Source organism: Pseudomonas sp. MIL9 (genome assembly GCF_016887925.1).
GTDB lineage: Bacteria > Pseudomonadota > Gammaproteobacteria > Pseudomonadales > Pseudomonadaceae > Aquipseudomonas > Aquipseudomonas mohnii.
Map to the genome: position 1 here is coordinate 174,555 of NZ_JAFEHE010000002.1, position 23,860 is coordinate 198,414.

Here is a 23,860-nt window from a genome sequence, read left to right on the forward strand (position 1 = left end):
TGGTTCAAGGGACAAAGCGCAGGCTGGCTTCGCCCAACCCGCTCATGGTCAGGCTGATATGGTCTCCGGCGACCACAGGCACCAGCGGTGCGAGGGCGCCCGAGAGAATGATTTCGCCGCGACGAAAGGGAATGCCCAGTTCGCCCAGGGTATTGGCCAGCCAGGCCACCGCCGCGCAAGGGTGGCCTTGCACCGCCGAACCCAGGCCCGAGCCCGCCGGCTGACCGTTCTTGAGCAGCTGCATGTGTACGGCGGCCAGGTCCAGCTCTCGCGGGTCGATGCGCTGTGTCCCGAGGGCGAATACGCCGCACGAGGCGTTATCGGCCACGGTGTCCTGGATGCGGATCTGCCAGTCGTCGATTCGCGAATCGACGATCTCGAAGCAGGGTGCCACCGATTGGGTCGCGGCCAGCACGTCCTCGGCGCTGATCCCCGGGCCCTGTAAGTCTTCACCCAGGATAAAGGCGATTTCGCCTTCGGCACGGGGCTGGATCAGGTTGTAGCGAGCCAGGCTGACATCGCTGGCGACCTCGACTTGCATGGCATTGGTCAGGAAACCGAAGTCCGGTTGGTGGACATCGAGCATCTCCTGCACGGCACGGCTGGTGACCCCGATTTTCTTGCCGATCACCCGTTCGCCGAGGGCTTCGCGGCGTTTCAGGAACTGCAGGGAAATCCGATAGGCCTGCTCCAGGGTGATCTCTGGGTAGCGACGGGTCAGGGGCGCGAGTGTCTGGCGATTGCGCAAGGCGTTGAACAGCTCATCACCGAGCGCGGTGATCAAATGGGCATCCATGGTGAGGGCTCCAGATGGCAGGAAGAAAAAAGCCTGCCCCGACAGCAAACCGGTGCAGGCGCAAAGGTGTCGGTTCAGCCGGGCCAGACCGACGAGTCGGCACCGCCATCGACATCGATGATCTTGCCGGTCACCCAGGCTGAAGCAGGGCTGGCCAGATAGAGTGCGGCGGCGGCAATGTCTTGCGGGGTTCCGAGGCATTTGAGCGGGGTGTTGGTTTCCATGACCTGGCGCATGGTCGTCGGCATTACGCCGTTGAGTGCTTCGGTCAGGGTGGGTCCCGGGGCGACAGCGTTGACCCGGATCTGCGGAGCAAAGTCCTGGGCCAGCAGACGGGTCAGGTGGCTGAGGGCCGCCTTGGCCGTGCCGTAGGCGCTGAAATGGCGCTGGGCGTAACGCGCCGCCACCGAGCTGATATTGATGATGTTGCCGCCACCGGCCTCGCGCATCAGCGGGACACACAACTGGCAGAAGGCGTAGGTGGTGGCGACGTTGAAATTCAGCACCTGGGCAAAGTCTTCGGGCGTCATTTCCAGCGGATCATTCGGCCCGCCGCCGCCCACGTTGTTGACCAGATGGGTGATTCGGCCCATGTGCTCGACGCTCTGGCGAACCAGTATCCGGCGCTGCTCGGCATCGTTGACGTCGCAGGCGACGGCCAGGGCGCGCCGACCAAAGCTGCGCACCTCATCGGCCACCGCCTGCACCTCGTCCAGCGAGCGTGCCGAGCACACCACATCGGCGCCCGCTTCGGCATACGCCAGGGCAATCGCTCGACCAATGCCACGGCCGCTGCCGGTGACGATGGCGACGCTGCCGTCCAGGTGGAAACGCTGCAAAATACTCATGGGCCCTTGCTCCGTGGGGTCGACTATGGATGGGGTCACTATCGCTGTGGTGGCCTGGCAAGGCATCGTCTCAACGGACTAGCGCCGCGGCGGCCGCATCATCGCTCTTCGCCCATATAAGCAGGGTGCCACCGGCTCGCACGCCCTAGTCCGCTTTGACGATGAATGATTGCTCGCTCAACCCGATGATCCATCACAGTTCGCGCAGTGGCGCAGTGAGATCGGGAGAATTGAGTGATGCACAGCATGCGAGAAAAGACCCAGGACGAACGTGATCTGCTTGAACGTGCACGCAGCCTTGTGCCGGCACTCAAGGCACGTACGGCGCAGGCCGAAAAGGACTTGAAGGTGCCTGAAGAAAGCGTTGCGCAATTGCAGGCCGCCGGTCTGCTGCGGGCCTTGCAGCCACGGGCATTCGGTGGTTATGAAGTGGACCCGCGCACCTTCTTCGAAATCCAGACCATCCTGGCCGAGGGGTGCATGTCCACGGCCTGGATCTACGGCGTGATGGGGGTGCACCCCTGGCAGCTGGCACGTTATCCGATCGAGGCACAACGCGAAGTCTGGGCCGACGACCACAACACGTTGATCTGCTCGACCTATATGCCGGCGGCGAAGGTCACGGTGGTGGAGGGCGGTTACCGCATCAGCGGGCGCTGGAGTTTCTCCAGCGGCAGCGAACACTGCCAATGGATACTCCTCGGCGGTATCCTGCCGCCCGATGGCGACTATGCCGCCGAGCACGGCACCTTCCTGTTGCCCCGTAGCGATTACCAGATCGAGCGCAACTGGGACGTGCTGGGCTTGCGCGGCACCGGTAGCCACGACATCGTGGTCGAGGATGCGTTCGTCCCGGCCCATCGTGTGCAACGCACCAATAACTGGACCCTCGAAGCGACCCCCGGACGCCTGGTCAATACCAATCCGATCTATGCGATTCCCTTCGCCCAGGTGTTCTCCCGTGCGGTTTCGACTTCGGCCATCGGCGCCCTGCAAGGGGCGATCAATGAGTTCCGCGAAAACGCCGCCAAACACATCGGCAAGCACGGTGCCCGCACCGCTGACGATCCGGTGGCGCAAACTGCGGTGGCCGAAGCCATGATCACCGTCGACAGTCTGCGCCTGGTGCTGGAGCGCAACTACGAGCACCTGATGACGCTGGCCCGGGCCGGCGAGTACCCGGACACCGAGACCCGCCTGCTGTACCGCTACCAGTCGGCCTACGTGACCAACATCTGCGCCGATCGGGTCAACGACCTGCTGCGCAGCATGGCTGCCTCGGGGTTGTACAACACCAACCCTGTAGCGCGGCTGTTCCGCGACCTGCACCAGGCGCGCGGGCACATTGCGAACAACTACATGGCTTACGGGCGCAGCTATGGCGCCGTGATGTTGGGCTTGCCCAACCCGGACCCTTACGTCTGAGGCCTCGCCGCCCGTTTCGATACCCCTGGGTTTTGCACCTGTCCGCGGCATGCGGGCAGGTGGTCATGAGTACCTGACCTATGAACAATTACTTTGCCCTGCGCGTGGCACGCGTGATCGAGGAAACCGCCGATGCGCGCTCCCTGGTCTTCGACGTGCCTGAGCATCTGGCTGAACGCTTTCGTTATCAACCCGGCCAGTTCCTGACACTGCGCGTTCCTTTCGAGGACGGCTGGCTGCCTCGGTGTTACTCATTGTCCAGCACGCCGTTGCTCGATGAGCCGCTGCGGGTGACGGTCAAGCGTGTGCATCAGGGACGCGCTTCCAACTGGCTGTGCGAAGAGCTCCAGGCGGGCGAGGCGCTGGAGGTGCTGCCACCGGCCGGAGTGTTCGTGCCACGCAACCTGGACAGCGACTTATTGCTGTTCGGCGGCGGCAGCGGTGTGACGCCGGTGCTGTCGATCCTGCGTTCGGCGTTGCTCGCGGGAACCGGTCGCATCCTGTTGATCTACGCCAACCGTGATGAAGACTCGGTGATTTTCAAGGATGAGCTCAAGGCCCTGGCCAGCGCCCATCCGCAACGCTTGCAAATCGTCCATTGGCTCGACTCGGTCCAGGGCGTGCCGAGTGTCGGACAACTGTGCGAACTGGCGCGGCCGTTTGTCGATGCCCACGCGTTCATTTGCGGACCGGCGCCCTTCATGGACGCAGTCGTCAGCGCCCTCGGTGACTTGGGCATGCCGGATGGTCGGGTGCATGTCGAGCGCTTCGTGTCGCTGCCCGGCGAAGGCGAACAGCCGCCAATCAGCAGCAGCGAAGCCGCCGTGGCCGCACGGTTGGAGGTGCGCCTGGATGGCCAGGACTATCAACTGGGCTGCGACAGTGGCGAAACGGTCCTGGCCGCCATGGAGCGTGCCGGCCTCAACCCGCCCGCCGCCTGCCGTGTCGGTGGCTGCGCCTCATGCATGTGCAAGCTGGAAAGCGGCGATGTCGAGTTGCTGCACAACGATGCGCTGGACGCGGGCGATCTGGCCGAAGGCTGGATCCTGGCCTGCCAGGCTGTGCCGACCACCGCGCAACTGCATATCCGTTTTCCCGAATGACGTCCCCGAATGATGCCAAGCCAGAGCCTACGATGAATCAGAGCCTGAACCTTGCGCCTTTGAGCGCAGCCCCTGTCACCCTGGCCCAGTTGCTCTTCAGCAGTGCCGAACGCTTTGCCGGTCGCACAGCCATCGAGGAAAACGGTCAATGTATCGACTACGCCCGCTTGCCCGAGCGTGTCCTGGAATTCACCAGGGGCTTGATGGCACTGGGCATCCAGGCGGGTGACCGGGTTGGTGTCTGGGCGCCGAACAGCGCTGACTGGATCCTCGCAGCGCTTGGCATCCAGTGCGCCAGCGCCGTGCTGGTGCCGATCAACACGCGCATGAAGGGCCCGGAGGCCGCCGATGTGCTGGAGCGCAGCGGTTGCCGGGTGTTGTTCGTCCAGCAACGTTTTCTCGATGTCGACTACCCGGCGCTGCTGGCACCGCATCGGCCGGCCAGCCTGGAACACCTGATCATTGTCGAGGGTGAAACGCCTGCCCGGTCTTCGGACCTCACCCTTGAGCAGTTCTTGCTGGGTGCGGCGACCATCGATGCCGACAGTGCCAGGCACCGTGCGCTGGCAGTCGGCCCCGAGGCCATGTGCGATCTGTTGTTCACCTCCGGCACCACCGGCAAGCCCAAAGGTGTGATGAGCGGCCACGGCCAGAACCTGCGGGCCTTCACCGAATACGTCAAGGTCATTGGCCTGGTGCCGGGCGATCGTTACCTGATCGTCAATCCGTTCTTCCATGCCTTTGGCTACAAGGCCGGATGGCTGACCTGCCTGATCGGCGGCGCGACCATCTTGCCCCATGCGGTGTTTGACGCAGAAGCGGTGTTCGAGCGCATCGCCCGCGAGCGCATCAGCGTACTGCCCGGCGCGCCGACCCTGTACCTGTCGCTGCTGGCCCATCCCCGACTCAAGCAAACCGATCTGTCGAGCCTGCGCATCGCCGTGACCGGCTCGGCCAGCATTCCGCCAAGCCTGATCGAGCGCATGCGCAACGAGTTGGGATTTGCCGTGGTCACCACCGCCTACGGACTCACCGAGTGCGGAGGGCTGGCGACCATCTGCGATCCCCGGGACTCGGCGCAGGTGATCGCCGGCACCAGCGGACGGCCGATTGCCGGCACCGAAGTGAGCATCCGCGATCCGCATAACCTGGCGCTCGACCCAGGGCAGACCGGCGAGATTTGCCTGCGCGGCTTCCACGTCATGCAGGGCTACTTCCAGAACCCCGAGGCGACCCGCGAAGCCATCGACGCCGAAGGCTGGCTGCACACCGGCGATGTCGGGCGCCTGGACGAGGCGGGCAACCTGATCATCACCGACCGCCTCAAGGACATGTTCATCGTCGGTGGTTTCAACTGCTACCCGGCGGAAATCGAAGCGGCGCTGATCAAACACCCGGCGATTGCCCAGGTGGCGGTGATCGGTATCGCCGACGAACGCATGGGTGAGGTCGGCTGTGCCTGCGTGGTGCTGCGCGAAGGTCAAGTGCTCGATGAGGCTCAATTGATTGCCTGGAGCCGTGAGCAAATGGCCAATTACAAGGTGCCGCGCCAAGTGCGCTTCTTCGACGCCTTGCCATTGAACCCCTCGAGCAAGGTGGCGAAAAACGAACTGCGCGCGCTGGTGGGCAGCACTCAGGCGTGAAGCGGTCCCATCTCACCAAATGGACGATGTGCGCGGCGGCGGTTCTTTTCATGCTGCGGTGACACAAGCAAAAAACAACAAAAAAGGAGAGGAGCATGCTTACGCGAAATACGGTTGTGCGCCATTCGGCAAATCTGTGGGGAGGACGCAGCCTGTTGGCTGCGACCATCACCGTTGCCGGTGCCTCGGCCCACGCTGCGCCGACGATCGAACTGGGAGAAAACACCACACTGGAATCGGCGTTGACGGTCAACTACACCGCTTCCATGCGCACCGCCAAACAGGCCAGTCAATATCTCAACGACCCGAACAACGACGACGGCACGCGCAACTTCAAGCGCGGCTCCTTGATCAACAACCGTCTGAGCCTGTTCGGCGAGTTGTTGCTCAAGCACGACAACCTCGGCGCGGTGCTGCGCGGGAGTGATTTCTATGACGACGTCTATCACCAGCGCAATGCCAACGACTCACCGGATACAGTGAACAAGTTGGGGCACAACGATGGCTTCAGTGATGAAACCAGAAGGCTGAGCGGCAGCAACGCGCGCCTGCTGGATGCCTATGTGTATGGCAACTTTGAAATGGGCGAGACACAGTACTTGTCGCTCAAGGCCGGGCGGCATCTGGTGGCCTGGGGCGAGAGCCTGTTCTGGCCCAACATCAGCCAGGGGCAGGCCCCGGTGGATGCCACCAAGTTCAACGTGCCCGGCACCGAGGCCAAGGACTCGTACCTGCCGGTGGGACAGGTGTCGGGTTCCTGGTCGCTGAATGAAGACCTGGCGCTGGTGGGCTACTACCAGTACGAGTGGGAAAAGACTGAACTGAACCCGGTGGGGGACTATTTCGGCAGCGATACCTTTGGTCCCGGTGCTGAATTCTATCGTCTGGGCCGTGGGCAGGTAGACCGCTTGCCGAGCGGTGTGGCGGTCGGTTATGGCGGTGAGAAAGACCCCAGCGACAGCGGCCAATGGGGCGTTGGCGTGCGTTACCGGGTCACCGAGAACACCGAGGTGGGGCTTTTCCATTACCGCTATAACGAGCGCATCGGCTCGTTGTTCTTCGACTTCACCGGCAACACCCAATATTCATCGCTCAAGAGCATTGGTCATGACGGCACCGCGCCGATCTATCGCCTGGGCTACTTTGAAGACGTCAAGCTCACCGGCATCAGCTTCAGCTCCAAGGTCGGCGATTCGGTGCAGTACGCCGGTGACCTGAGCTACCGCGACGGCGCCTCGGTCTACCTGAACAACGGTGCGCCGACTACCGGGCAAATCTGGCAAGGCAACCTCAACGCTTCGTACATCCTCGGCCCAAGCTTGCTGGCCCACCAGACGACCTTGATGGGCGAAGTGGTGCATCAGCGCATCGCCGGGGTGGACAGCCTGACAATCACCGGCGGCGGCCCAGGGGTGGACGGCACCTTCGATGAATTCGAATCGAAGACTCAGACCCGCGGTTCGACCCTGCTCGGCGTTGGCGCCTACATGGACTACCCGTCCATTGCCAACGGCCTGGACCTCAGCACCAAAGTGGTATGGACCCAGAACGTCGACGGCAGCGCCTATCAGGGGCTGGGTCGCGACGAGAAGCGTCTGACCGTGGGCGGTGACTTCAAGTATCTGGGCAACTTCCAGATCGGCATGACCTATGTCGCCTACCTGAGTTCGCCTGACGTGGCCCAAGGCCGCCTGCTGGCTGACCGCGATTACCTGTCGCTCAACGCCAAGTACACCTTCTGATGAACAGGGCTGCGTCGCGATGAGGCGACGCAGCCTGCGTTCGTAGCCTGATAACAACAAAGAGAGGCACCTCATGAACCCTCGTCCGACCCCGTCACCGTTCAGCCCGATTGCGATTGGCCCACTGACCCTGAAAAACCGCTTTATCAAGTCCGCCACCAATGAGGGCATGAGTGCCCAGGGCGTGCCTTCCAGGCAATTGGTCAAGTTGCACTCGGCCCTGGCCGCAGGCGGTATCGCCCTGACGACCGTGGCCTACTGCGCGGTGAGCAACGATGGCCGTACCTTGCCCAACCAATTGACCCTGACCCAGGCCAGCCTGCCGCATTTCAAGGCCCTGACCGATGGCGTGCATGAAGCCGGGGGCCTGGCCAGCGCGCAAATCACCCACGGCGGCTGCTTTACCTTTATCCGCGAACGTTCGACCAAGCGTCCACTGTCGGCCAGCGGCGGCTTCAACAAGATCGGCTTGATGAGTGGCATGTTCCTCAAGCAGGCGATGAACGAGGCTGACATGCAACAGGTGGTACGCGACTTCGCGCAAGGCGCGCGTCTGGCGCGCCAGGCCGGTTTCGATGCGGTGGAAATCCACATGGGTCACGGCTACTTGCTCAGCCAGTTCATTTCACCGATGTACAACAAGCGTCGAGACCAGTACGGCGGCAGTCTGGAAAACCGCCTGCGTTTTCCGCGCCGGGTGTTGCGCGCGGTGCTGGATGCAGTCGGTCATGAGATGGCGGTGATCTGCAAGTACAGCGTCACCGAAGGGGTTCGCGCCGGTAACAGTGCCGAAGACGGGGCAAAGATCGCCCGCATGCTGGAACAGGAAGGCGCCCACTTGCTGGTGCTCAGTGCGGGGATGAACGCCGAGTCGATCACCACCATGTTCGGTTCCTCGTTCCCCAAGGAAAACCGCGTTCAGCAGAAGAACAAGATCATTGCCCTGGCGATGGCCATCCAGCGCCGCAAGGAACCGACCGTGGAATTCCGCGAGCTGTATCTGCTGGAGCATGCGCGCAAGGTACGGGCGGCGGTGAAGATGCCGCTGGCGTATCTGGGCGGCGCCAAGAGCCTGGCGAGCATCGAGACGATCATGGCCGAGGGTTTCGATCTGGTCGCCATGGGCCGGGTATTGCTGGCCGAGAATGACTACGTCAACAAGCTCGCCAGTGGCACCAGCCGCGATTCCATCTGCACCGCCTGCAACCGCTGCGTGGCGATGATGTACACGCCCGGTGGCACCTCATGCGTACTGGGTAAGCCCGGCGATGCCGAATTGAACCGCCTGCCGGCGGCGGGGGCCTGAAAGAGAGCCCTTGTTGCAGGAGCGGGACGTGCCCGCCTGGAACGATAACGCGGTTACACAGGTGCACCGCATCGTCCTGTTCGCGGGCAAGCCTCGCTCCTACAACGCACCAGATGCCGTGGCGCCTTTATCAAGCCGCGTCGCCACTGGTTTCAACCGTTTTGCAGGAAGTCGATGCAGCTGCGGTTGAACAGTTCGCGGTGTTCCACCTGGACCCAATGCCCGCAGCGGTTGAGCACGATGAACCGGGCGTTCGCTGCGCCATTGATGATGCGCTGGGCGCCGCTGACCGGGTTGAAATGATCGTTGTTGCCCCAGAAACCGAAGATCGGGCACTGAATCTCGCCCAGGCGCGATTCCATGTTCTGCACCATCATCGTGCTGAACAGGTTCTTCGGTTGAGTCACGGCCACCGCCACGCGTTCTTGCAGCAGGCTTTCCGGCAGGATCGAATCGTCGAACAACTGCAGACGCATCATGCTGCGCATTTCTTCCATGCCAATGGGCCCGGCGCTGAACAGGCTGACCATGCGCACGATGCCTTCCATCTTGAAGTAGGTTTCCCGCTCCTCGACACCGCCAGGTGCCAGCAGGATCAGGCTCTGGGGCAATTGCGGCAGGCGCAGGGCCAGGCCCAGGGCAATCGCACCACCCAATGAGTTCCCCAGTAGCGTGCAGCGCTTCACGCCGACGGATTCCAGGAAGGCCGCCACGCAGTCGACGAAAAAATCCAGGTTGTACTGTATGTCTTCGGGTTTGTCCGAGCGGCCGAAACCCGGAAGGTCGAGCACGAGGTTGCGGTAGCCGGCAGCGACGAACTGCGGATAGTTACCCTTGAAATTACTGTAACCACTGGCGCCCGGGCCGCTGCCATGCAGCCACAACACCACGGGGCCCGTACCCTCATCCAGGTAGTGCAGGCGCAACCCGCTGGGCAGCGTTGCGTAATGGCCCACGGGCAGGGGCAGGTCTACGGGTTGATTCATGGGGTTCTCCATTGTCTGCGGATTCATGAAGCACAGCCGCGCCAGGCGCCGTAGCAGATTGAAGGGGATGCAGCGCCTGGCGAGGTGCGCACCCTGCCAATGCTGGGCGTTGACGGGAGGGATCACATCGTCCGTTCAGACCACGCGGCGATAGTCTCATCGGACGATGTGTGCCCAGGCACTTGCCGCTAATCATGCAGGGGACGGCTCCACTGCAAGGGCAGCGAGCCGCAGCGTATTCGTCCATTCGGAGATTGCTATGAAGTTACTCGATAAAGTGGCGTTCGTGACCGGTGCCGCGCAGGGCATGGGCCAGGCCATCGTGCGTGGATTTGTTGCCGAAGGCGCCAAGGTGGTGGCGGTCGACCTCAACCAGGCTGCGCTGGCCGAGAGTCTTGCGGACCTGGGCGATAAAGTCCTGGCCCTGGCCTGCAACGTTGGTGAAAGCGCTTCCGTGGCCGATGCCATGGGCCAGGCCGAGCAACACTTCGGCGGCCTCGACATCCTGGTCAACAACGCGGGCGTCGGCGCACTGGACAGCTTCCTTGAAACCCCTGACGAGAGCTGGGCGCGGGTGATCGGCGTGAACCTGGGCGGCACCTTCCTGTGCTGTCGCGAAGGCGCCAGGCTGATGATCAAGGGTGGACGCAAAGGAGCGATCATCAACCTTTCCAGCACCGCCGCGCTGACCGGCGACGGTCCCAGCCACTACTGCGCCTCGAAAGCCGGGGTGATGGGCCTGACCCGCTCGATCGCCCGGGAACTGGCCGCCAGCGGTATTCGCGTCAACACCCTGGTGCCGGGACCGACCAATACACCAATGATGGCCGGCATCCCTGATGAATACATGCAAGCGCTGCTGAAAAACGTGCCGTTGGGCCGCATGTGCGAGACGGACGAAATCGCCCGTGTTGCGGTGTTCCTCGCGAGCGAAGACGCCAGTTTCATGACCGGCCAGAACGTTGCCGTCAACGGCGGCATGGCCTTTATCTGATCGGAGAGTGACTGATGAGCAAGCGTTTACAGGGAAAAATCGCCTTCGTTACCGGCGCTGGTTCCGGCATCGGCGAAGCCACCGCACTGCGGTTTGCCGAAGAGGGCGCTACTGTGGTGCTGTGCGGGCGCCGCGTTGAGCCACTGCAGGGTGTACAGGAAAAAATTCTCGGCTTCGGCGGCCAGGCTGAAATCGCCGTCGCCGATGTCAGCGACGAGCAAGCCTACGTCAGTGCACTGCAAGCCACCGCACAACGTCACGGACGTCTGGACATCCTGGTCAATAATGCGATGGCCTACACCTGGGGCGACATCGACAAGATGACCACCGCCGACTGGCACGCCAACTTCGCCACCACCGTCGATGGCACCTTCTTCGGCACGCGCACGGCGATGCGCCTGATGAAAGAGCAGGGCGGCGGTTCGATTGTCAACATCGCCTCGATCTGCGGGCTGTTCGGTACCGCGCAGATGGCCGGTTACTCGGCGGCCAAGGCGGCAGTGATCAACTTCAGCCGTGCCGCGGCCAGCGAAGGCGCGCCGCACAACATCCGTTGCAACGTGATCATCCCGGGCGTGGTCGATACCCCGGCGACCGCCGGCATGCTCGGCGACAAGAAGGCCCGTGCCAACACCGAAAAAGTCATCCCGATGAAACGGGTCGGCCTGCCGGTGGAACTGGCGAACGCCATTCTGTTCCTGGCCAGCGACGAGGCCTCCTATGTCACCGGTGCCAGTCTGGCGGTGGACGGTGGTCGTGGTTCCGACCTGTACACGGTGTTCGACTGATGGGCCTGGAATCCGCCGCGCTGCTTGAGCGCATCGACCGCCTGGAGTCGCTGGACGCGATCCGTCAACTGGCCGGCAAATACGCCCTGGCCCTGGATATGCGTGACATGGACGCCATGGCCAACTGTTTCGCCCCGGATGTGCGTGTGGGACGCGACAAGAGCGGTCGGGCGCACCTCAAGGCCTGGCTGGACGAAACCATGCGCAAGCAGTTTCACGGCACGTCCCATCACCTGGGCCAGCACATTATCGAGTTCAGTGACCCGGATCACGCCACGGGCGTGGTCTATTCCAAGAACGAGCATGAGACCGGCCCCGAGTGGGTGATCATGCAGATGCTGTACTGGGACGACTACGAGCGGATTGATGGGCGCTGGTGTTTCCGTCGTCGCCTGCCGTGCTACTGGTATGCAACCGACCTGAACAAGCCACCGATCGGCGGCCTGAAAATGCGCTGGCCGGGGCGAGAGCCCTATGCCGGTACCTTCCACGAACTGTTCCCGTCCTGGGATGCGTTCTGGGCGCAACGGCCGGACAAGGAAGCATTGCCGGAAATTGCCGAGCCGGCGCCGTTGGAGGGGTTTCTTGCCACGCTGCGACGTGGGGCGGGTGATCCGAAGATTCGGGTTCGCTGACTTCGCCCCTCCGCAGGAGCGAGCCTGCTCGCGAAAAACGCCAGGACAACGCGGGCATTCAGACGGCCCGCGTCATCGTTGACGAGCATCGCGAGCAGGCTCGCTCCCACAGTGGGAAGTGACCCGCAGTAAACTCGCCCTTGCGTAGGAGCGAGCCTGCTCGCGAAAAACGCCAGGACAACGCGGGCATTCAGACGGCCCGCGCCTCCCGCGGCATCCCCAGCGCCCGTTCGGCAATGATATTGCGCTGTATCTCGTTACTGCCGCCATAAATCGTATCGGAGCGGGTGAACAGGAACAGCGACTGCAAACGGCTCAGCTGGTAAGGCGCGCCCTCGAGGATTTCAGCCTCGTCGCCCAACACATCCATCGCCAGTTTCCCAAGATCCGAGTGCCAGTTGGACCAGGCCAGTTTGTAGATCATGGCTTCGCGCTTGAGACTGCCATCCTGCGGACCGGAGAGCATGCGCAGCGAGTTGTAGCGCAACACCTTCAGTCCCGACCACGCCTGTGCGATGCGCTGGCGCAGCAACGGGTCGCGCGAGGCGCCATTGGACCGGGCGAGGCGGATGATTTCGTCGAGCTCGTTTTGAAATTGCATCTGTTGGCCCAGCGTCGAGACACCGCGTTCGAAGCCGAGCAGGGCCATGGCGATTTTCCAGCCGTCGCCCGGTTGGCCGATCAGGTTATCGGCGCGGGTTACTGCCTGATCGAAAAACACCTCGTTGAACTCGCTGGTGCCTGTCAATTGCTGGATCGGCTGCACGCGAATCTGCGCCTGCGCCATCGGCACCAGCAGGAATGACAGGCCATGATGCCCTTGGCTCCCGGGCTCTGTGCGCGCCAGCACGAAACACCAATCGGCTTCGTGCGCCAGCGAGGTCCAGACTTTCTGGCCGCTGATAAGCCAGTGTTCGCCCGTGTCATCGAGCCTGGCCCGGGTTTGCACGTTCGCCAGATCGGAACCGGCGCCGGGCTCGGAATAGCCCTGGCACCAGAACTCGCTGCCAGTGAGGATGCCGGGCAACAAGCGTTGTTGCTGGGCAGGGGTGCCGAAGGCGGCCAGGGTCGGGCCGACCAGTCCTTCGCCGATGTGGCCCATGCGTCCGGGGCCGCCGGCCCGGGCGTATTCCTCATGGAAAATCACCTGCTGGCAGATGCTCAGTCCTCGCCCACCATGCTCTGCGGCCCATCCGAGACCAATCCAGCCACCTGCGGCGAGTTCTCGCTCCCAGGCTTTACGTTCCTCGGGAAAACTGTGCTCGTCGCCGGGGCCGCCGCGATAGCGCAGCGACGCAAACTCACCACTCAGGTGCTCGGCCATCCATTGGGCGACCTCTTGACGGAAAGCCTCGTCGGCCTTGCTGAAACCGATTTTCATGCGTCTTCTCCAAACAGATGTGTCGCCATGCGTTCACGATGCAGCGCCGGGCTGCCCAGCAATTGCTCGCTGGCGCGGGCGCGCTTGAAGTACAAGTGCGGGTCGTATTCCCAGGTGAAACCTACGCCGCCATGCAACTGGATCGACTCGGCGGCGCAGTGGAAAAATGCTTCGCTGGCATGGATCTTCGCCGTCGCGGCAGCCATGGCCAGTTCGCTGGCCACCGCGATATCACCTCCGGGGTCGAGGTGTTCCTGCACGACACAGGCGGCGTAGTAGATCGCGGAACGGGCGCACTCGACCTGCAGCATCATGTCGGCGCAGCGGTGCTTTATGGCCTGGAAACTGGCAATGGTGCGTTTGAATTGCCGGCGTTCGGCAATGTACGCCAGGGTCAGGTCAAGCACTTGCTGCGCGCCGCCGACCTGTTCGGCGGCCAGGCCGGCGGCGCCAATCGAAAGGGTCTCGCGCAACACCGGCCAGCCCTGGTCGGGGGCGCAGAGCATTTGCGCCTCGTTAACGAACACATCGTGCAGTTCGATACGTGCCAGGCGCCGAGTCTGATCCAGGGTGGGCAGGGGCGTGCACAGGATCCCGGGCGTCTCGGCAGCGAGGGCGAACAGGTTGATGCCCGATTCCCCCTCGCTGCCGGGGTTGCGCGCAGCGACGATCAGCAAGTCCGCTTGTGCCCCGTCGATGACCTGGGTGTAGACGCCGTTCAGGTAGCAGCCGCCGGCAGCGGGCCGGGCGATCGCTTGCACACTGCGTGCATCCCAGCCTTTGCCACTGGCGAACGCCAGCGTCGCGGTGGTTTCACCGGCGGCAATCGCACTGAGCCAGTGTTCCTGGAGGGCCGGGTTGTGTCCCGCCAGGAGCGCAGGGGTGGCCAGGCAGGTTGTGGCGAACAGGGGCGAGCCCAACAGGAAGCGACCGCTCTGTTCCAGCAGAATCGCCAGCTCGACAAACCCCAGGCCCATGCCACCGAAACGCTCGGGGATCATCAGCGCCGGCCAACACAGCTCAAGGCCGATGCGCCGCCAGACATCGGGGTCGTAACCGTCCGTGCGAATCATGGTGGCACGCACGGCATGGGAATCGCTGGCGGCGGCGAGAAAACGCTCGGCGCTGTCGCGAATCATCAGGTGTTCTTCAGTAAAAGCGAACTCCATGGGGTTGTCTCTGCAAGGCGGATGGATGCAGCAGTCTGGGTTGTTCGGGGCGACTGTCGAATCACTAAAACGGACTAGTGCGCAGGCAGTTGGTTGCGCCGTGTCATCGTTCTTCGTCCGCAGGAGCGCGCAGGCCGTGGTGGTGCTTAGTCTCAACGGACGATGAAGCGGCGGGCGGCGCTTTGCACAATGCTCGCCACGCACCCCCTTCAGCCAATGAGAACTTAGGCATGATCGATATTCGTGGTTTGAGCTATTTCGTCTCCCAGATCGAGAACCTCAGTCAGTGGCAGCGTTATGCCGAGGACGTGCTGGGCATGCAGGTGCATGCGGCGCCGGGTGGGGGCCTGTACGTAAAAATGGACGAGCGCCCGTTTCGCATGCTGATCGTCGAAGGCAGCGAGGCACGTTATCTGGCATCCGGCTGGGAACTGGCCGGCGAGCCGGCGTTCCAGGCGGCCCTCGGGCACCTGACTGCGGCGGGTGTTGAATGGCAGCCAGGCACCCCCGCCGAAATCGATCAGCGTGGTGTCCAGGCGCTGGTCAAACTCACCGATCCGTCGGGCAACACCCATGAACTGAGTTGGGGTCATCGCTCCGACTGCCTGCCATTTGTGTCGCCCCAGGGTGTGCCGCGTTTCATCACCGGCGACATGGGCCTGGGCCATACCGTGCTGCCGGCACCGAACTTCGACGCCACGCTGGCGTTCGCCAAGGACGTGCTGGGTTTCGAGCTGTCGGACATTTTCAACTTCCGCCCGGATCCGTCTACGCCACCCGTGCGCATTCACTTCCTGCATTGCCATAACGCCCGCCACCACAGCCTGGCGCTGGCCGAATACCCGGTGCCGTCAGGTTGCGTGCACGTGATGGTCGAGGTGGATTCGATGACCGAAGTCGGTCGTGCCCATGACCGGTTGCTGGCCCACGACGTGAACCTGTCGGCAACGCTTGGCCAGCACCTGAACGATCGCATGACCAGTTTCTACATGAAGACACCGTCGGGATTCGATCTGGAATACGGCTTTGGTGGATTGCAAGTCGATTGGGCCGAGCATTCGGCATTCGAGTTCACCCGCGTGAGCATTTGGGGGCACGACTTTTCGGTCGGCCGACAGTAAGGAATTGTCATGATGAATAAACAAATGACAGCGGCCGATGCGGTCGCTCAATTACGCGATGGCATGACCATCGGTTTCGGTGGTTGGGGACCACGGCGCAAGCCGATGGCGATTGTGCGCGAGATCCTGCGATCAGACGTCAAGGATCTGACCGTGGTGGCCTACGGCGGCCCGGAAGTGGGCATGCTGTGCGCCGCCGGCAAGGTCAGGAAACTGGTGTTCGGTTTCGCCACCCTCGACGCCATTCCGCTGGAACCCTATTACCGCAAGGCCCGCGAGGCCGGTGAACTGGAGTTGCTGGAGCTCGACGAAGGCATGTTCCAGTGGGGGTTGCGGGCCGCCGGCATGCGCCTGCCATTTCTGCCGACCCGTTGCGGTCTGGCGACTGACGTCATGCGCCTGAATCCGCAACTCAAGACCGTCGCGTCGCCTTATGCCGATGGCGAGGTGCTGCTGGCGATGCCGGCGTTGAATCTCGATGTGGCCTTTGTCCATGTCAATGTCGCCGATCGCCTGGGCAATACCCTGGTCACCGGCCCGGACCCTTATTTCGATCACCTGTTCGCCCGTGCCGCGCAACAGTGTTTCGTCTCCTGCGAACGCCTGGAAGAGCGTCTGGCATTGAGCGCCGAGCAGGCTCGGTTCAATACCTTCGAGCGCTATCTGGTGAGTGGGGTGGTGCATGCACCGCTCGGCGCACACCCAACCGCTTGCGCCCCTGATTACGGCTGGGACATGAAACATCTTAAGGGCTATGTCGCCAGCAGCCAGGTGGAAAACGGCTGGCAGGACTATGTGCAGACCTACGTCGCCGGCGGCGAGCAGGCCTATCAGGCACAGAACGGCGGTGCCGACTCCATGGGCGCCTTGCCCCTTCCCGTGTTCTGAGGATTAGCGACTATGTCTGCAACCTGTGACTTCACCCTGGCTGAACTGATGATCGTCGCCGCCTCCGAGGCCTGGCGCGGCAATGGCGAAGTGATTGCCTCGGGTCTTGGCGTGATTCCGCGCCTTGGCGCGAGCCTGGCCAAACTGACCCACAGCCCCGAGCTGCTGATGACCGACAGCGAAGCCTTCCTGGTCGAAGAGCCGATTCCCCTCGGTCCGCGCGGCGACTACGTGCCGCGTTACTCGGGCTACCTGTCGTTCGAGCGGGTCTTCGAATGTGTCTGGGGTGGTCGCCGTCACGCGATGATCGGCCCGACCCAGATCGACCGCTGGGGCCAGACCAACCTGTCCTGCGTGGGCGATTATCAAAAGCCCAAGACCGCGATCCTCGGCGTGCGCGGTTTGCCGGGCAACAGCATCAACCACCTGAACTCGTTTTTCGTGCCCAGCCACAACACCCGGGTGTTCGTCAGCGGCGAAGTGGACATGGTTTCCGGCGTCGGCTTCAAGGCCGACCGCTGGCCCGAAGGTGCGCGCCGCGACCTGATGGACATCCGCTGGGTGGTCAGCGATCTGTGCGTTCTCGATTTCGACGGCCCCGACCGTGCGGTGCAGGTGCGGTCGTTGCACCCCGGCGTGACATTCGAGCAGGTCCAGCAAAACACCGGTTTCCCGTTGCTCAAATCGGCGCAACTGCATGAAACGGTGCACCCGACCGAAGAGCAGTTGGCCCTGATCCGCCGACTCGACCCCCACGATTACCGCGCTACGGCGATCAAGGGCAATCCGCCCGGCATCCGTCAGGCCTGAGGCGAGGACAGTGAACATGCACAGCAGCGAGAGTGAATTCGTCGTCCGTGAGGACAAAGCCGTCTACGAAACAGACACACCGGTGCTGTACAGCGTGGCCGAGGGTATTGCCACGCTGACGCTGAACCGGCCGACCTTCAACAATGCGCAAAACTCGCAAATGACCTATGCCCTGGACGCCGCCCTTCGCGAGGCGGTCAACGATGATGAGGTCAAGGTCATCGTCTTGCGGGGCAACGGCAAGCATTTTTCGGCAGGCCACGACATCGGCACGCCGGGGCGTGATATCGACAAACCGTTCGAGCGCGCGCACCTGTGGTGGGACCACACCAACAAACCCGGTGGCGAGCAACTTTACGCCCGGGAGCAGGAAGTCTATCTGGGCATGTGCCGCCGCTGGCGCGAATTGCCCAAGCCGACCATTGCCATGGTCCATGGTGCCTGTGTCGCGGGTGGGCTGATGCTGGCCTGGGTGTGTGATTTGATCATTGCCAGCGATGACGCATTCTTCCAGGACCCGGTGGTGCGCATGGGCATTCCGGGGGTGGAGTATTTTGCCCATCCCTATGAAATGAACCCGCGCATCGCCAAGGAATTCCTGTTTACCGGTGACCGCATGAGCGCCGACCGGGCCTGGCAAGTGGGCATGGTCAACCGCGTGGTGCCCCGTGAAGACCTTGAACAAGCGTGCTATGCACTGGCCGCCGGCATCGCCCGCCAGCCGCGCATGGGCCTGGCACTGACCAAGCAGGCGATCAACCACGTCGAAGACCTGCAGGGCAAGCGCACGGCCATGGATGCAGTGTTCGCCTGGCACCATTTCGCCCACGCCCATAACGAGCTGTTGTCCGGCGACAAACTGGGTGGCTTCGATGCCAAAGACATGGCCCGGGCCAACAAGCAGGCCGAGGACAAGCGCCCATGAACCGATGGCTCGATACGCCCTTGACCGAGGCGCTCGGTTGTCGCTACCCGATTGTGCAAACCGCGATGGGCTGGGTCGCCGACGCCAATCTGGTGATCGCCACGACCCAGGCTGGCGGTTTTGGTTTCCTGGCCGGTGCAACCATTCCCGCTGACGAACTGGAAAGCGAAATCCGCAAGGTGAACGACGCCACCGGAGGCAGCAACTTCGGGCTCAATTTCCATATGTTCCAGGACAACGCCGCGCAGTGCGTCGACCTGGCGATCCAGTACCGCCTGCGTGCCGTGAGCTACGGGCGCGGCCCGGACAAACAGACCATCGCGCGGTTCAAGGCGGCCAAAGTGCTCTGTATCCCGACAGTGGGGGCACTCAAACATGCGCTGAAGGCCGTGGAACTCGGCGCCGATCTGATCACCATTCAGGGCGGCGAGGGCGGCGGTCATACCGGCGGTGTGCCCAGTTCCATCCTGTTGCCCCAGGTACTGGCAGCGGTCAAGGTGCCGGTGATCGCCGCCGGAGGGTTTTCCACGGGCCGTGGCCTGGCCTCGGTGCTGGCTGCCGGCGGTGCAGGGATCGCGATGGGCACGCGGTTCCTCATGACTCGCGAATCGCCGACGCCTCCGGCGACGTTGCAGCGCTACCTGAAGGTCAGCGACCCGCAACAGGTGCGGGTCACCACGGCGGTGGACGGCATGCGCCACCGCATGATCGAAAACCGCTTCATCAATCATCTGGAAAAGGCCGGCCCGTTCGGGCGCTTGCGCATGGCACTGGGCAGCGCCTGGCAATGGAAGCAGCACACAGGCATGAGCCTGGGGCACATGGCCACGGTATTTCTGCGTGCGTTGCGTGAGGACCCGTCCGCGCTATCGCAAGTGGTTATGGCTGCCAACCAGCCAGTACTGCTGCAACGCTCAATGGTCGATGGCGAGCCGGACGAAGGCATCCTGCCCAGCGGCCAGGTCGCTGCGGCGATCGGCGAGTTGCTCAGTTGCCGTGAGGTCATCGAAGGCATCGCCAGTGAAGCCGAGCAATGCCTGGACGCGCTCCTGGCCCGCCGCCAGACCCATTCATCGAACCATCCCGCCAGTATTGGAGAACCCCTGTGAACCAGGCATTTACCACACAACTCAATCAGGGGATCGCGGAACTGGTGATCGCCAAACCACCGGTCAACGCCCTTGACAGTCAGCAATGGCACGCCCTGGCCCGACAGATCGAGGCGCTTGGGGCCGACCCCGAAGTACGCGTGATTGTCATCCGCGCTGAAGGCCGGGGCTTTTGCGCCGGTGTCGACATCAAGGAGCTGGATAAGTACCCCGAGCGAATTGTCGACGTTAACGCCGGCAACTACGCCACGTTCAAGGCCGTACATCGCAATCCGGTGCCGGTCATTGTCGCGGTGCACGGCTTCGTCCTGGGTGGCGGCATCGGCATCACCGGGGCGGCGGATATCGTCATCGCGTCTGACTGCGCGATTTTCGCCTTGCCGGAAGTCGACCGTGGCGCGATGGGGGGCGGTGCGCATTTGCAACGTCTGTTCCCGGTGCAAAAAGTCCGCTACCTGTTTTTTACCGGCGACAGCATCGGTGCGCCCGAAGCCCTGCAATACGGGTTTATCGAGCGGATTGTCAGCAAGGACCAACTGCGCGAAACCGCCTTGGGCATCGCGGCGAAAATCGCCGAAAAGAGCCCAAGCATGATCCGTATCGCCAAGGAAGCCTTGAACGGCATCGAAGACGGCAACCTGGAAGACAAATATCGCTGGGAGCAGGGCTTCACGATGCAGGCCTACAGCAGCCCGGACTCCGCGGAGACCCGCCGGGCCTTCGTCGAAAAACGCGACGCCAAGTTCTGAGGGAACGCCATGGAACTGACTTACACACCCCAACAAACCGCCTTCCGTGCCGAAGTGCGCGCCTGGCTGGCGGCCAACCTGCCGCGCGAGCCGCTGGCCAGCTACGACACCCGCGAAGGCTTCGAACAACACCGCGCCTGGGAGGCGAAGCTGTTCGAGAGCCGCTGGTCGATGGTGATGTGGCCCGCTGAACTGGGCGGTCGCGGTTGTGACCTGATCGAGTGGCTGATTTTCGAAGAAGAGTACTACGGCGCCGGGGCGCCGATGCGGGTCAACCAGAATGGCCAGTTGTTGTTGGGGCCGACGCTGATGGAATTCGGCACGCCTGAACAGAAGCAGCGGTTTCTGCCGCGCATGGCCGCCAGCCTCGACATGTGGGCCCAGGGCTGGTCGGAACCGAACGCCGGTTCGGACATGGCGGCGATCACCAGCAAGGCGACACTCGACGGCGAGCATTACGTGATCAACGGCCAGAAAACCTGGTCGACCCGGGCGATATTCGCCGACTGGCTGTTTGGCCTGTTTCGCAGCGAACCGGGCTCGAGCCGCCACCATGGCCTGTCGTTCGTGATGGTGCCGCTCAATGCTCCGGGAGTGAGCATTCGCCCGATCAAGGCCCTCAATGGCAAGGATGCCTTTGCCGAAGTTTTTTTCGACGACGTCCGGGTGCCGGTGGCCAACCGTATCGGTGCCGAAGGGCAGGGCTGGCATGTGGCAATGGCCACCGCCGGTTTTGAACGCGGGCTCTTGCTGCGTTCGCCGGCGCGTTTCCAATACACCGCGCGCAAGCTGGTGGAACTGTACAAGGCCAACCGCGAGAGCGCCGACCGCGACCCGAGCCTGCGCGACGCGGTACTGGAAACCTGGATGGGTGCCGAGGCGTATGCCCTGTCGGCCTACTACACGGTCGGCCGGTTGAGTCGGGGCGAGCAGATCGGTGCCGAGTCGAGCATCAACAAGATCATCTGGTCGGAGCTCGACCTGAAAATGCACGAAACCGCGATGCGCATTCTCGGTAGCCGCGCCGAGCTGCTGCCGCCCGTGGAGGGCGATGCGGCGGGCTGGCTGGAGGGGTTCCTGTTCGCTCAGTCCGGGCCGATCTACGCCGGAACCAACGAAATCCAGCGCAACATCATTGCCGAGCGGATGCTCGGCTTGCCGAAATAAGGAACGGGCCATGGACTTCACTTTTACCGATGACCAGCTGACGTTTCGCGAAGCCATCAGTCGTTTCCTGATGACCGAAGCCGCCCCGGAAATGCTCCGGGAAATCTGGGAGACCGATGTCGGTCGTTCACCGGACCTGCGCGGCAAGATTGCCGAACAGGGCCTGACCGCCTTGTCGGTGCCCGAGGCCGAGGGCGGCCTGGGCATGGACGACTTGGCCTGGGCGTTGATGACCCAGGAACTGGGGTATTACGCGATTCCCGACTCCCTGGCCGACACTGCGTATGTCGCCACCGGGCTGCTCACCAGCCTGCCAAGCGAGCACCCGGCCCGCAGCAGTCTTTTACCGCGCATTGCCGAAGGCACCTTGCGCATTGCCATCAGTCATCCCGTCAACCCGCTGGTCAGTGATGCTCAATTGGCTGAGGTCTTGATCCTGACCGATGGCGACGACATTCATATCGTGCCGCGCGCCCAGGTGGATGTTCAGCAACAGCCGAGCATCGACGCGTCCCGGCGTCTGGGGCGGGTCACCTGGAACCCGACCCCGGCCACCTGCGTGGCCAGCGGCGCATTGGGTCGTACCCTGCAGGCACGACTGCTTGAGCGTGGCGCCTTGTCGGTGGCCGGGCAACTGCTCGGGCTGGCGCAACGCATGCTCGATTTGTCCGTGGACTACGTCGCGCAGCGCAAACAGTTCGGCAAGCCGATCGGCAGCTTCCAGGCCGTCAAGCATCACCTGGCCGATGTCGCCCGGCATATCGAACAGGCCAAACCGGTGCTGTACCGCGCCGCGCATGGCCTGGCCAGGGGCGATGCCCATGCCGGCGTGTGGGTTTCCCAGGCCCGCCTGGCCTGCTGCGAAGCCAGCTGGATCGCGGCGCGCAAGGGTATTCAGGTACATGGCGCGATGGGCTACACCTGGGAAGTCGACCTGCAGATGTTCATGAAACGTGCCTGGGCGCTCGATGCGTCCTGGGGGGATCGCGGCTTCCATAAAACCCGTGTCGGCGAGTATGTGTTCGCCGATGGTGCCCGCCTGGGCCCGGGCCATACCTTCGAGGAGTGAGTCATGCCAGAGGCCTATATTGTTGATGCACTGCGCAGCCCGACCGGCAAGCGCAAGGGTGCCTTGAGCGACGTTCACGCCATTGACCTGGGCGCGCGGGTGCTCAAGGCGTTGGTGGAGCGCAACGCCATTCCCGGCGAAGACTATGACGACGTGATCTTCGGTTGCGTCGACACCATTGGTTCCCAGGCCGGGGACATCGCCCGCACCAGTTGGCTGGCCGCCGGTTTGCCACTGAACGTGCCCGGCACCACGATTGACCGTCAGTGCGGCTCGTCACAACAGGCGCTGCATTTTGCCGCGCAGGCGGTGATGAGCGGCACTCAGGACGTGATAGCCGTCGGCGGGGTGCAAACCATGACCCGGATTCCGATTTCCTCGGCCATGCTGGCCGGGCAGGCGCTGGGTTATCCCGATCCGTTTTCCGGCAGTGAAGGCTGGCGCGCACGGTTTGGCGATCAACCGGTCAACCAGTTCTACGCCGCACAGCGCATCGCCGATCATTGGGGCATCAGCCGCGAGCAGATGGAGGCCTTCGCCCTGCAAAGTCATGCCCGCGCCCTGGCCGCCATCGAGAGCGGGCGATTCGCCCGGGAAATCGTTGCCTGCAACGGTTTGCGAGTGGATGAAACGCCGCGCCTGACCAGTCTTGCGAAAATGGCCGAATTGCAGCCGGTGGACCCGCAATTCCCTTCGATCACCGCCGCTGTTTCAAGCCAGACCTGCGACGCCTCGGCGGCATTGCTGGTGGTGTCGGAGGCAGCGCTCAAGCGTTATGACCTGACCCCTCGCGCGCGCATCCATCACCTGACGGTGCTGGGCGATGACCCGATCTGGCACCTGACCGCGCCGATCGCCGCGACCCGTCGAGCCCTGCAGAAAACCGGTTTGCGCATGAGCGATATCGACCGGGTAGAGATCAACGAAGCCTTTGCCTCCGTGGTCATGGCCTGGGCCAAGGAGCTCGACTACGACCCGGCGCGCACCAACGTCAACGGTGGTGCCATCGCCCTGGGTCACCCGCTGGGCGCCACGGGAGCCCGGCTGATGACCACGCTGTTGAACGAGCTCGAATGCAGCGGTGGCCGTTACGGCCTGCAAACCATGTGCGAAGGCGGTGGCCAGGCCAACGTCACGATCATCGAACGCCTCTAGGGTTTTCCCTTATCCATCCGTACCGCCGCCCGTGGGGCGTGCGGTCGCGCA

At 63.1% G+C, this 23,860-nt stretch carries 22 protein-coding genes and 1 pseudogene; 17 read left to right on the forward strand and 6 right to left on the reverse strand.

Annotated elements, in window-relative coordinates; genetic code table 11:
- Positions 1-4 precede the first annotated feature (4 nt).
- Together JQF37_RS02805 and JQF37_RS02810 are read right to left on the reverse strand one after the other, a co-directional pair.
- Positions 5-796, reverse strand: coding sequence for a fumarylacetoacetate hydrolase family protein (locus JQF37_RS02805; RefSeq protein ID WP_130204345.1), 792 nt, complete (start codon positions 794-796; stop codon positions 5-7).
- A 74-nt stretch (positions 797-870) separates the two neighbouring features.
- Entirely contained in the window at positions 871-1,644 is a 774-nt protein-coding gene (locus JQF37_RS02810; RefSeq protein WP_130204346.1) for a glucose 1-dehydrogenase, read from the reverse strand.
- Positions 1,645-1,881: 237 nt separating this feature from the next.
- On the opposite strand from JQF37_RS02810, the gene JQF37_RS02815 reads away from it, so the two are divergent.
- The 5 genes from JQF37_RS02815 to JQF37_RS02835 all read left to right on the forward strand — a co-directional run bounded on the left by JQF37_RS02815 (position 1,882) and on the right by JQF37_RS02835 (position 8,863).
- The gene (locus tag JQF37_RS02815; RefSeq protein WP_130204347.1) at positions 1,882-3,069 is read left to right on the forward strand and encodes an acyl-CoA dehydrogenase family protein; all 1,188 of its coding nucleotides are present in this window, start codon (positions 1,882-1,884) and stop codon (positions 3,067-3,069) included.
- An 80-nt stretch (positions 3,070-3,149) separates the two neighbouring features.
- Complete coding sequence (locus tag JQF37_RS02820; protein WP_103403161.1) at positions 3,150-4,172, forward strand: ferredoxin--NADP reductase; 1,023 nt, start codon at positions 3,150-3,152, stop codon at positions 4,170-4,172.
- 32 nt (positions 4,173-4,204) lie between these two features.
- Entirely contained in the window at positions 4,205-5,815 is a 1,611-nt protein-coding gene (locus JQF37_RS02825; protein ID WP_130204348.1) for a FadD3 family acyl-CoA ligase, read from the forward strand.
- Positions 5,816-5,910: 95 nt separating this feature from the next.
- Positions 5,911-7,557, forward strand: coding sequence for a DUF1302 family protein (locus JQF37_RS02830; protein WP_130204349.1), 1,647 nt, complete (start codon positions 5,911-5,913; stop codon positions 7,555-7,557).
- A gap of 73 nt (positions 7,558-7,630) precedes the next feature.
- On the forward strand, positions 7,631-8,863 hold the full coding sequence (locus JQF37_RS02835; protein ID WP_103403158.1) for an NADH:flavin oxidoreductase: 1,233 nt from the start codon (positions 7,631-7,633) through the stop codon (positions 8,861-8,863).
- A 152-nt stretch (positions 8,864-9,015) separates the two neighbouring features.
- Here the strand turns inward: JQF37_RS02835 and JQF37_RS02840 are convergent, their stop codons facing one another.
- Positions 9,016-9,849 carry an alpha/beta hydrolase gene (locus JQF37_RS02840; protein WP_130204350.1) on the reverse strand — a complete coding sequence of 278 codons (834 nt, stop codon included), beginning with the start codon at positions 9,847-9,849 and terminating at the stop codon, positions 9,016-9,018.
- Positions 9,850-10,108: 259 nt separating this feature from the next.
- Here JQF37_RS02840 and JQF37_RS02845 point away from each other — a divergent pair, with 259 nt between their 5' ends.
- The 3 genes from JQF37_RS02845 to JQF37_RS02855 are packed head-to-tail and all read left to right on the forward strand — an operon-like array spanning position 10,109 to position 12,266.
- Entirely contained in the window at positions 10,109-10,843 is a 735-nt protein-coding gene (locus JQF37_RS02845) for a 3-oxoacyl-ACP reductase family protein (RefSeq protein ID WP_130204351.1), read from the forward strand.
- Positions 10,844-10,857: 14 nt separating this feature from the next.
- Positions 10,858-11,631 (forward strand): SDR family NAD(P)-dependent oxidoreductase, encoded by a 774-nt coding sequence (locus tag JQF37_RS02850; RefSeq protein ID WP_130204352.1) that lies wholly within the window; start codon positions 10,858-10,860, stop codon positions 11,629-11,631.
- Positions 11,632-11,636: 5 nt separating this feature from the next.
- Complete coding sequence (locus tag JQF37_RS02855; protein ID WP_204149535.1) at positions 11,637-12,266, forward strand: nuclear transport factor 2 family protein; 630 nt, start codon at positions 11,637-11,639, stop codon at positions 12,264-12,266.
- 14 nt (positions 12,267-12,280) lie between these two features.
- On the opposite strand, the pseudogene JQF37_RS31260 reads toward JQF37_RS02855, so the two are convergent.
- The 3 genes and pseudogenes from JQF37_RS31260 to JQF37_RS02865 form a co-directional block, all read right to left on the reverse strand.
- Positions 12,281-12,355, reverse strand: a pseudogene (locus tag JQF37_RS31260) (outer membrane lipoprotein carrier protein LolA); the annotation flags it as partial.
- A 101-nt stretch (positions 12,356-12,456) separates the two neighbouring features.
- Positions 12,457-13,647, reverse strand: a complete 1,191-nt coding sequence (locus tag JQF37_RS02860; RefSeq protein WP_130204354.1) for an acyl-CoA dehydrogenase family protein — start codon at positions 13,645-13,647, stop codon at positions 12,457-12,459.
- Positions 13,644-14,816, reverse strand: coding sequence for an acyl-CoA dehydrogenase family protein (locus tag JQF37_RS02865; RefSeq protein ID WP_130204355.1), 1,173 nt, complete (start codon positions 14,814-14,816; stop codon positions 13,644-13,646). Before JQF37_RS02865 ends, JQF37_RS02860 begins: the two co-directional genes overlap by 4 nt.
- A 230-nt stretch (positions 14,817-15,046) precedes the next feature.
- On the opposite strand from JQF37_RS02865, the gene JQF37_RS02870 reads away from it, so the two are divergent.
- Genes JQF37_RS02870 through JQF37_RS02910 form a run of 9 tightly spaced genes read left to right on the forward strand, consistent with a single transcriptional unit; the run spans position 15,047 to position 23,809 of the window.
- The gene (locus JQF37_RS02870; protein ID WP_130204356.1) at positions 15,047-15,937 is read left to right on the forward strand and encodes a VOC family protein; all 891 of its coding nucleotides are present in this window, start codon (positions 15,047-15,049) and stop codon (positions 15,935-15,937) included.
- Between the two features lie 12 nt (positions 15,938-15,949).
- Positions 15,950-16,825, forward strand: a complete 876-nt coding sequence (locus JQF37_RS02875; RefSeq protein WP_204149536.1) for a CoA transferase subunit A — start codon at positions 15,950-15,952, stop codon at positions 16,823-16,825.
- Positions 16,826-16,837: 12 nt separating this feature from the next.
- The gene (locus tag JQF37_RS02880; RefSeq protein WP_047529103.1) at positions 16,838-17,635 is read left to right on the forward strand and encodes a ketoacid CoA transferase; all 798 of its coding nucleotides are present in this window, start codon (positions 16,838-16,840) and stop codon (positions 17,633-17,635) included.
- Between the two features lie 16 nt (positions 17,636-17,651).
- Positions 17,652-18,560, forward strand: coding sequence for an enoyl-CoA hydratase (locus tag JQF37_RS02885; RefSeq protein WP_130204357.1), 909 nt, complete (start codon positions 17,652-17,654; stop codon positions 18,558-18,560).
- Positions 18,557-19,669 (forward strand): nitronate monooxygenase, encoded by a 1,113-nt coding sequence (locus tag JQF37_RS02890; protein ID WP_130204358.1) that lies wholly within the window; start codon positions 18,557-18,559, stop codon positions 19,667-19,669. Before JQF37_RS02885 ends, JQF37_RS02890 begins: the two co-directional genes overlap by 4 nt.
- The gene (locus tag JQF37_RS02895; protein WP_130204359.1) at positions 19,666-20,418 is read left to right on the forward strand and encodes an enoyl-CoA hydratase family protein; all 753 of its coding nucleotides are present in this window, start codon (positions 19,666-19,668) and stop codon (positions 20,416-20,418) included. The genes JQF37_RS02890 and JQF37_RS02895 overlap by 4 nt, the downstream gene beginning before the upstream one ends.
- A 9-nt stretch (positions 20,419-20,427) precedes the next feature.
- Positions 20,428-21,585 (forward strand): acyl-CoA dehydrogenase family protein, encoded by a 1,158-nt coding sequence (locus tag JQF37_RS02900; RefSeq protein ID WP_103403149.1) that lies wholly within the window; start codon positions 20,428-20,430, stop codon positions 21,583-21,585.
- 10 nt (positions 21,586-21,595) lie between these two features.
- Positions 21,596-22,654, forward strand: coding sequence for an acyl-CoA dehydrogenase family protein (locus JQF37_RS02905; protein WP_130204360.1), 1,059 nt, complete (start codon positions 21,596-21,598; stop codon positions 22,652-22,654).
- A gap of 3 nt (positions 22,655-22,657) precedes the next feature.
- On the forward strand, positions 22,658-23,809 hold the full coding sequence (locus JQF37_RS02910) for an acetyl-CoA C-acetyltransferase (RefSeq protein WP_130204361.1): 1,152 nt from the start codon (positions 22,658-22,660) through the stop codon (positions 23,807-23,809).
- Positions 23,810-23,860: the final 51 nt, after the last annotated feature.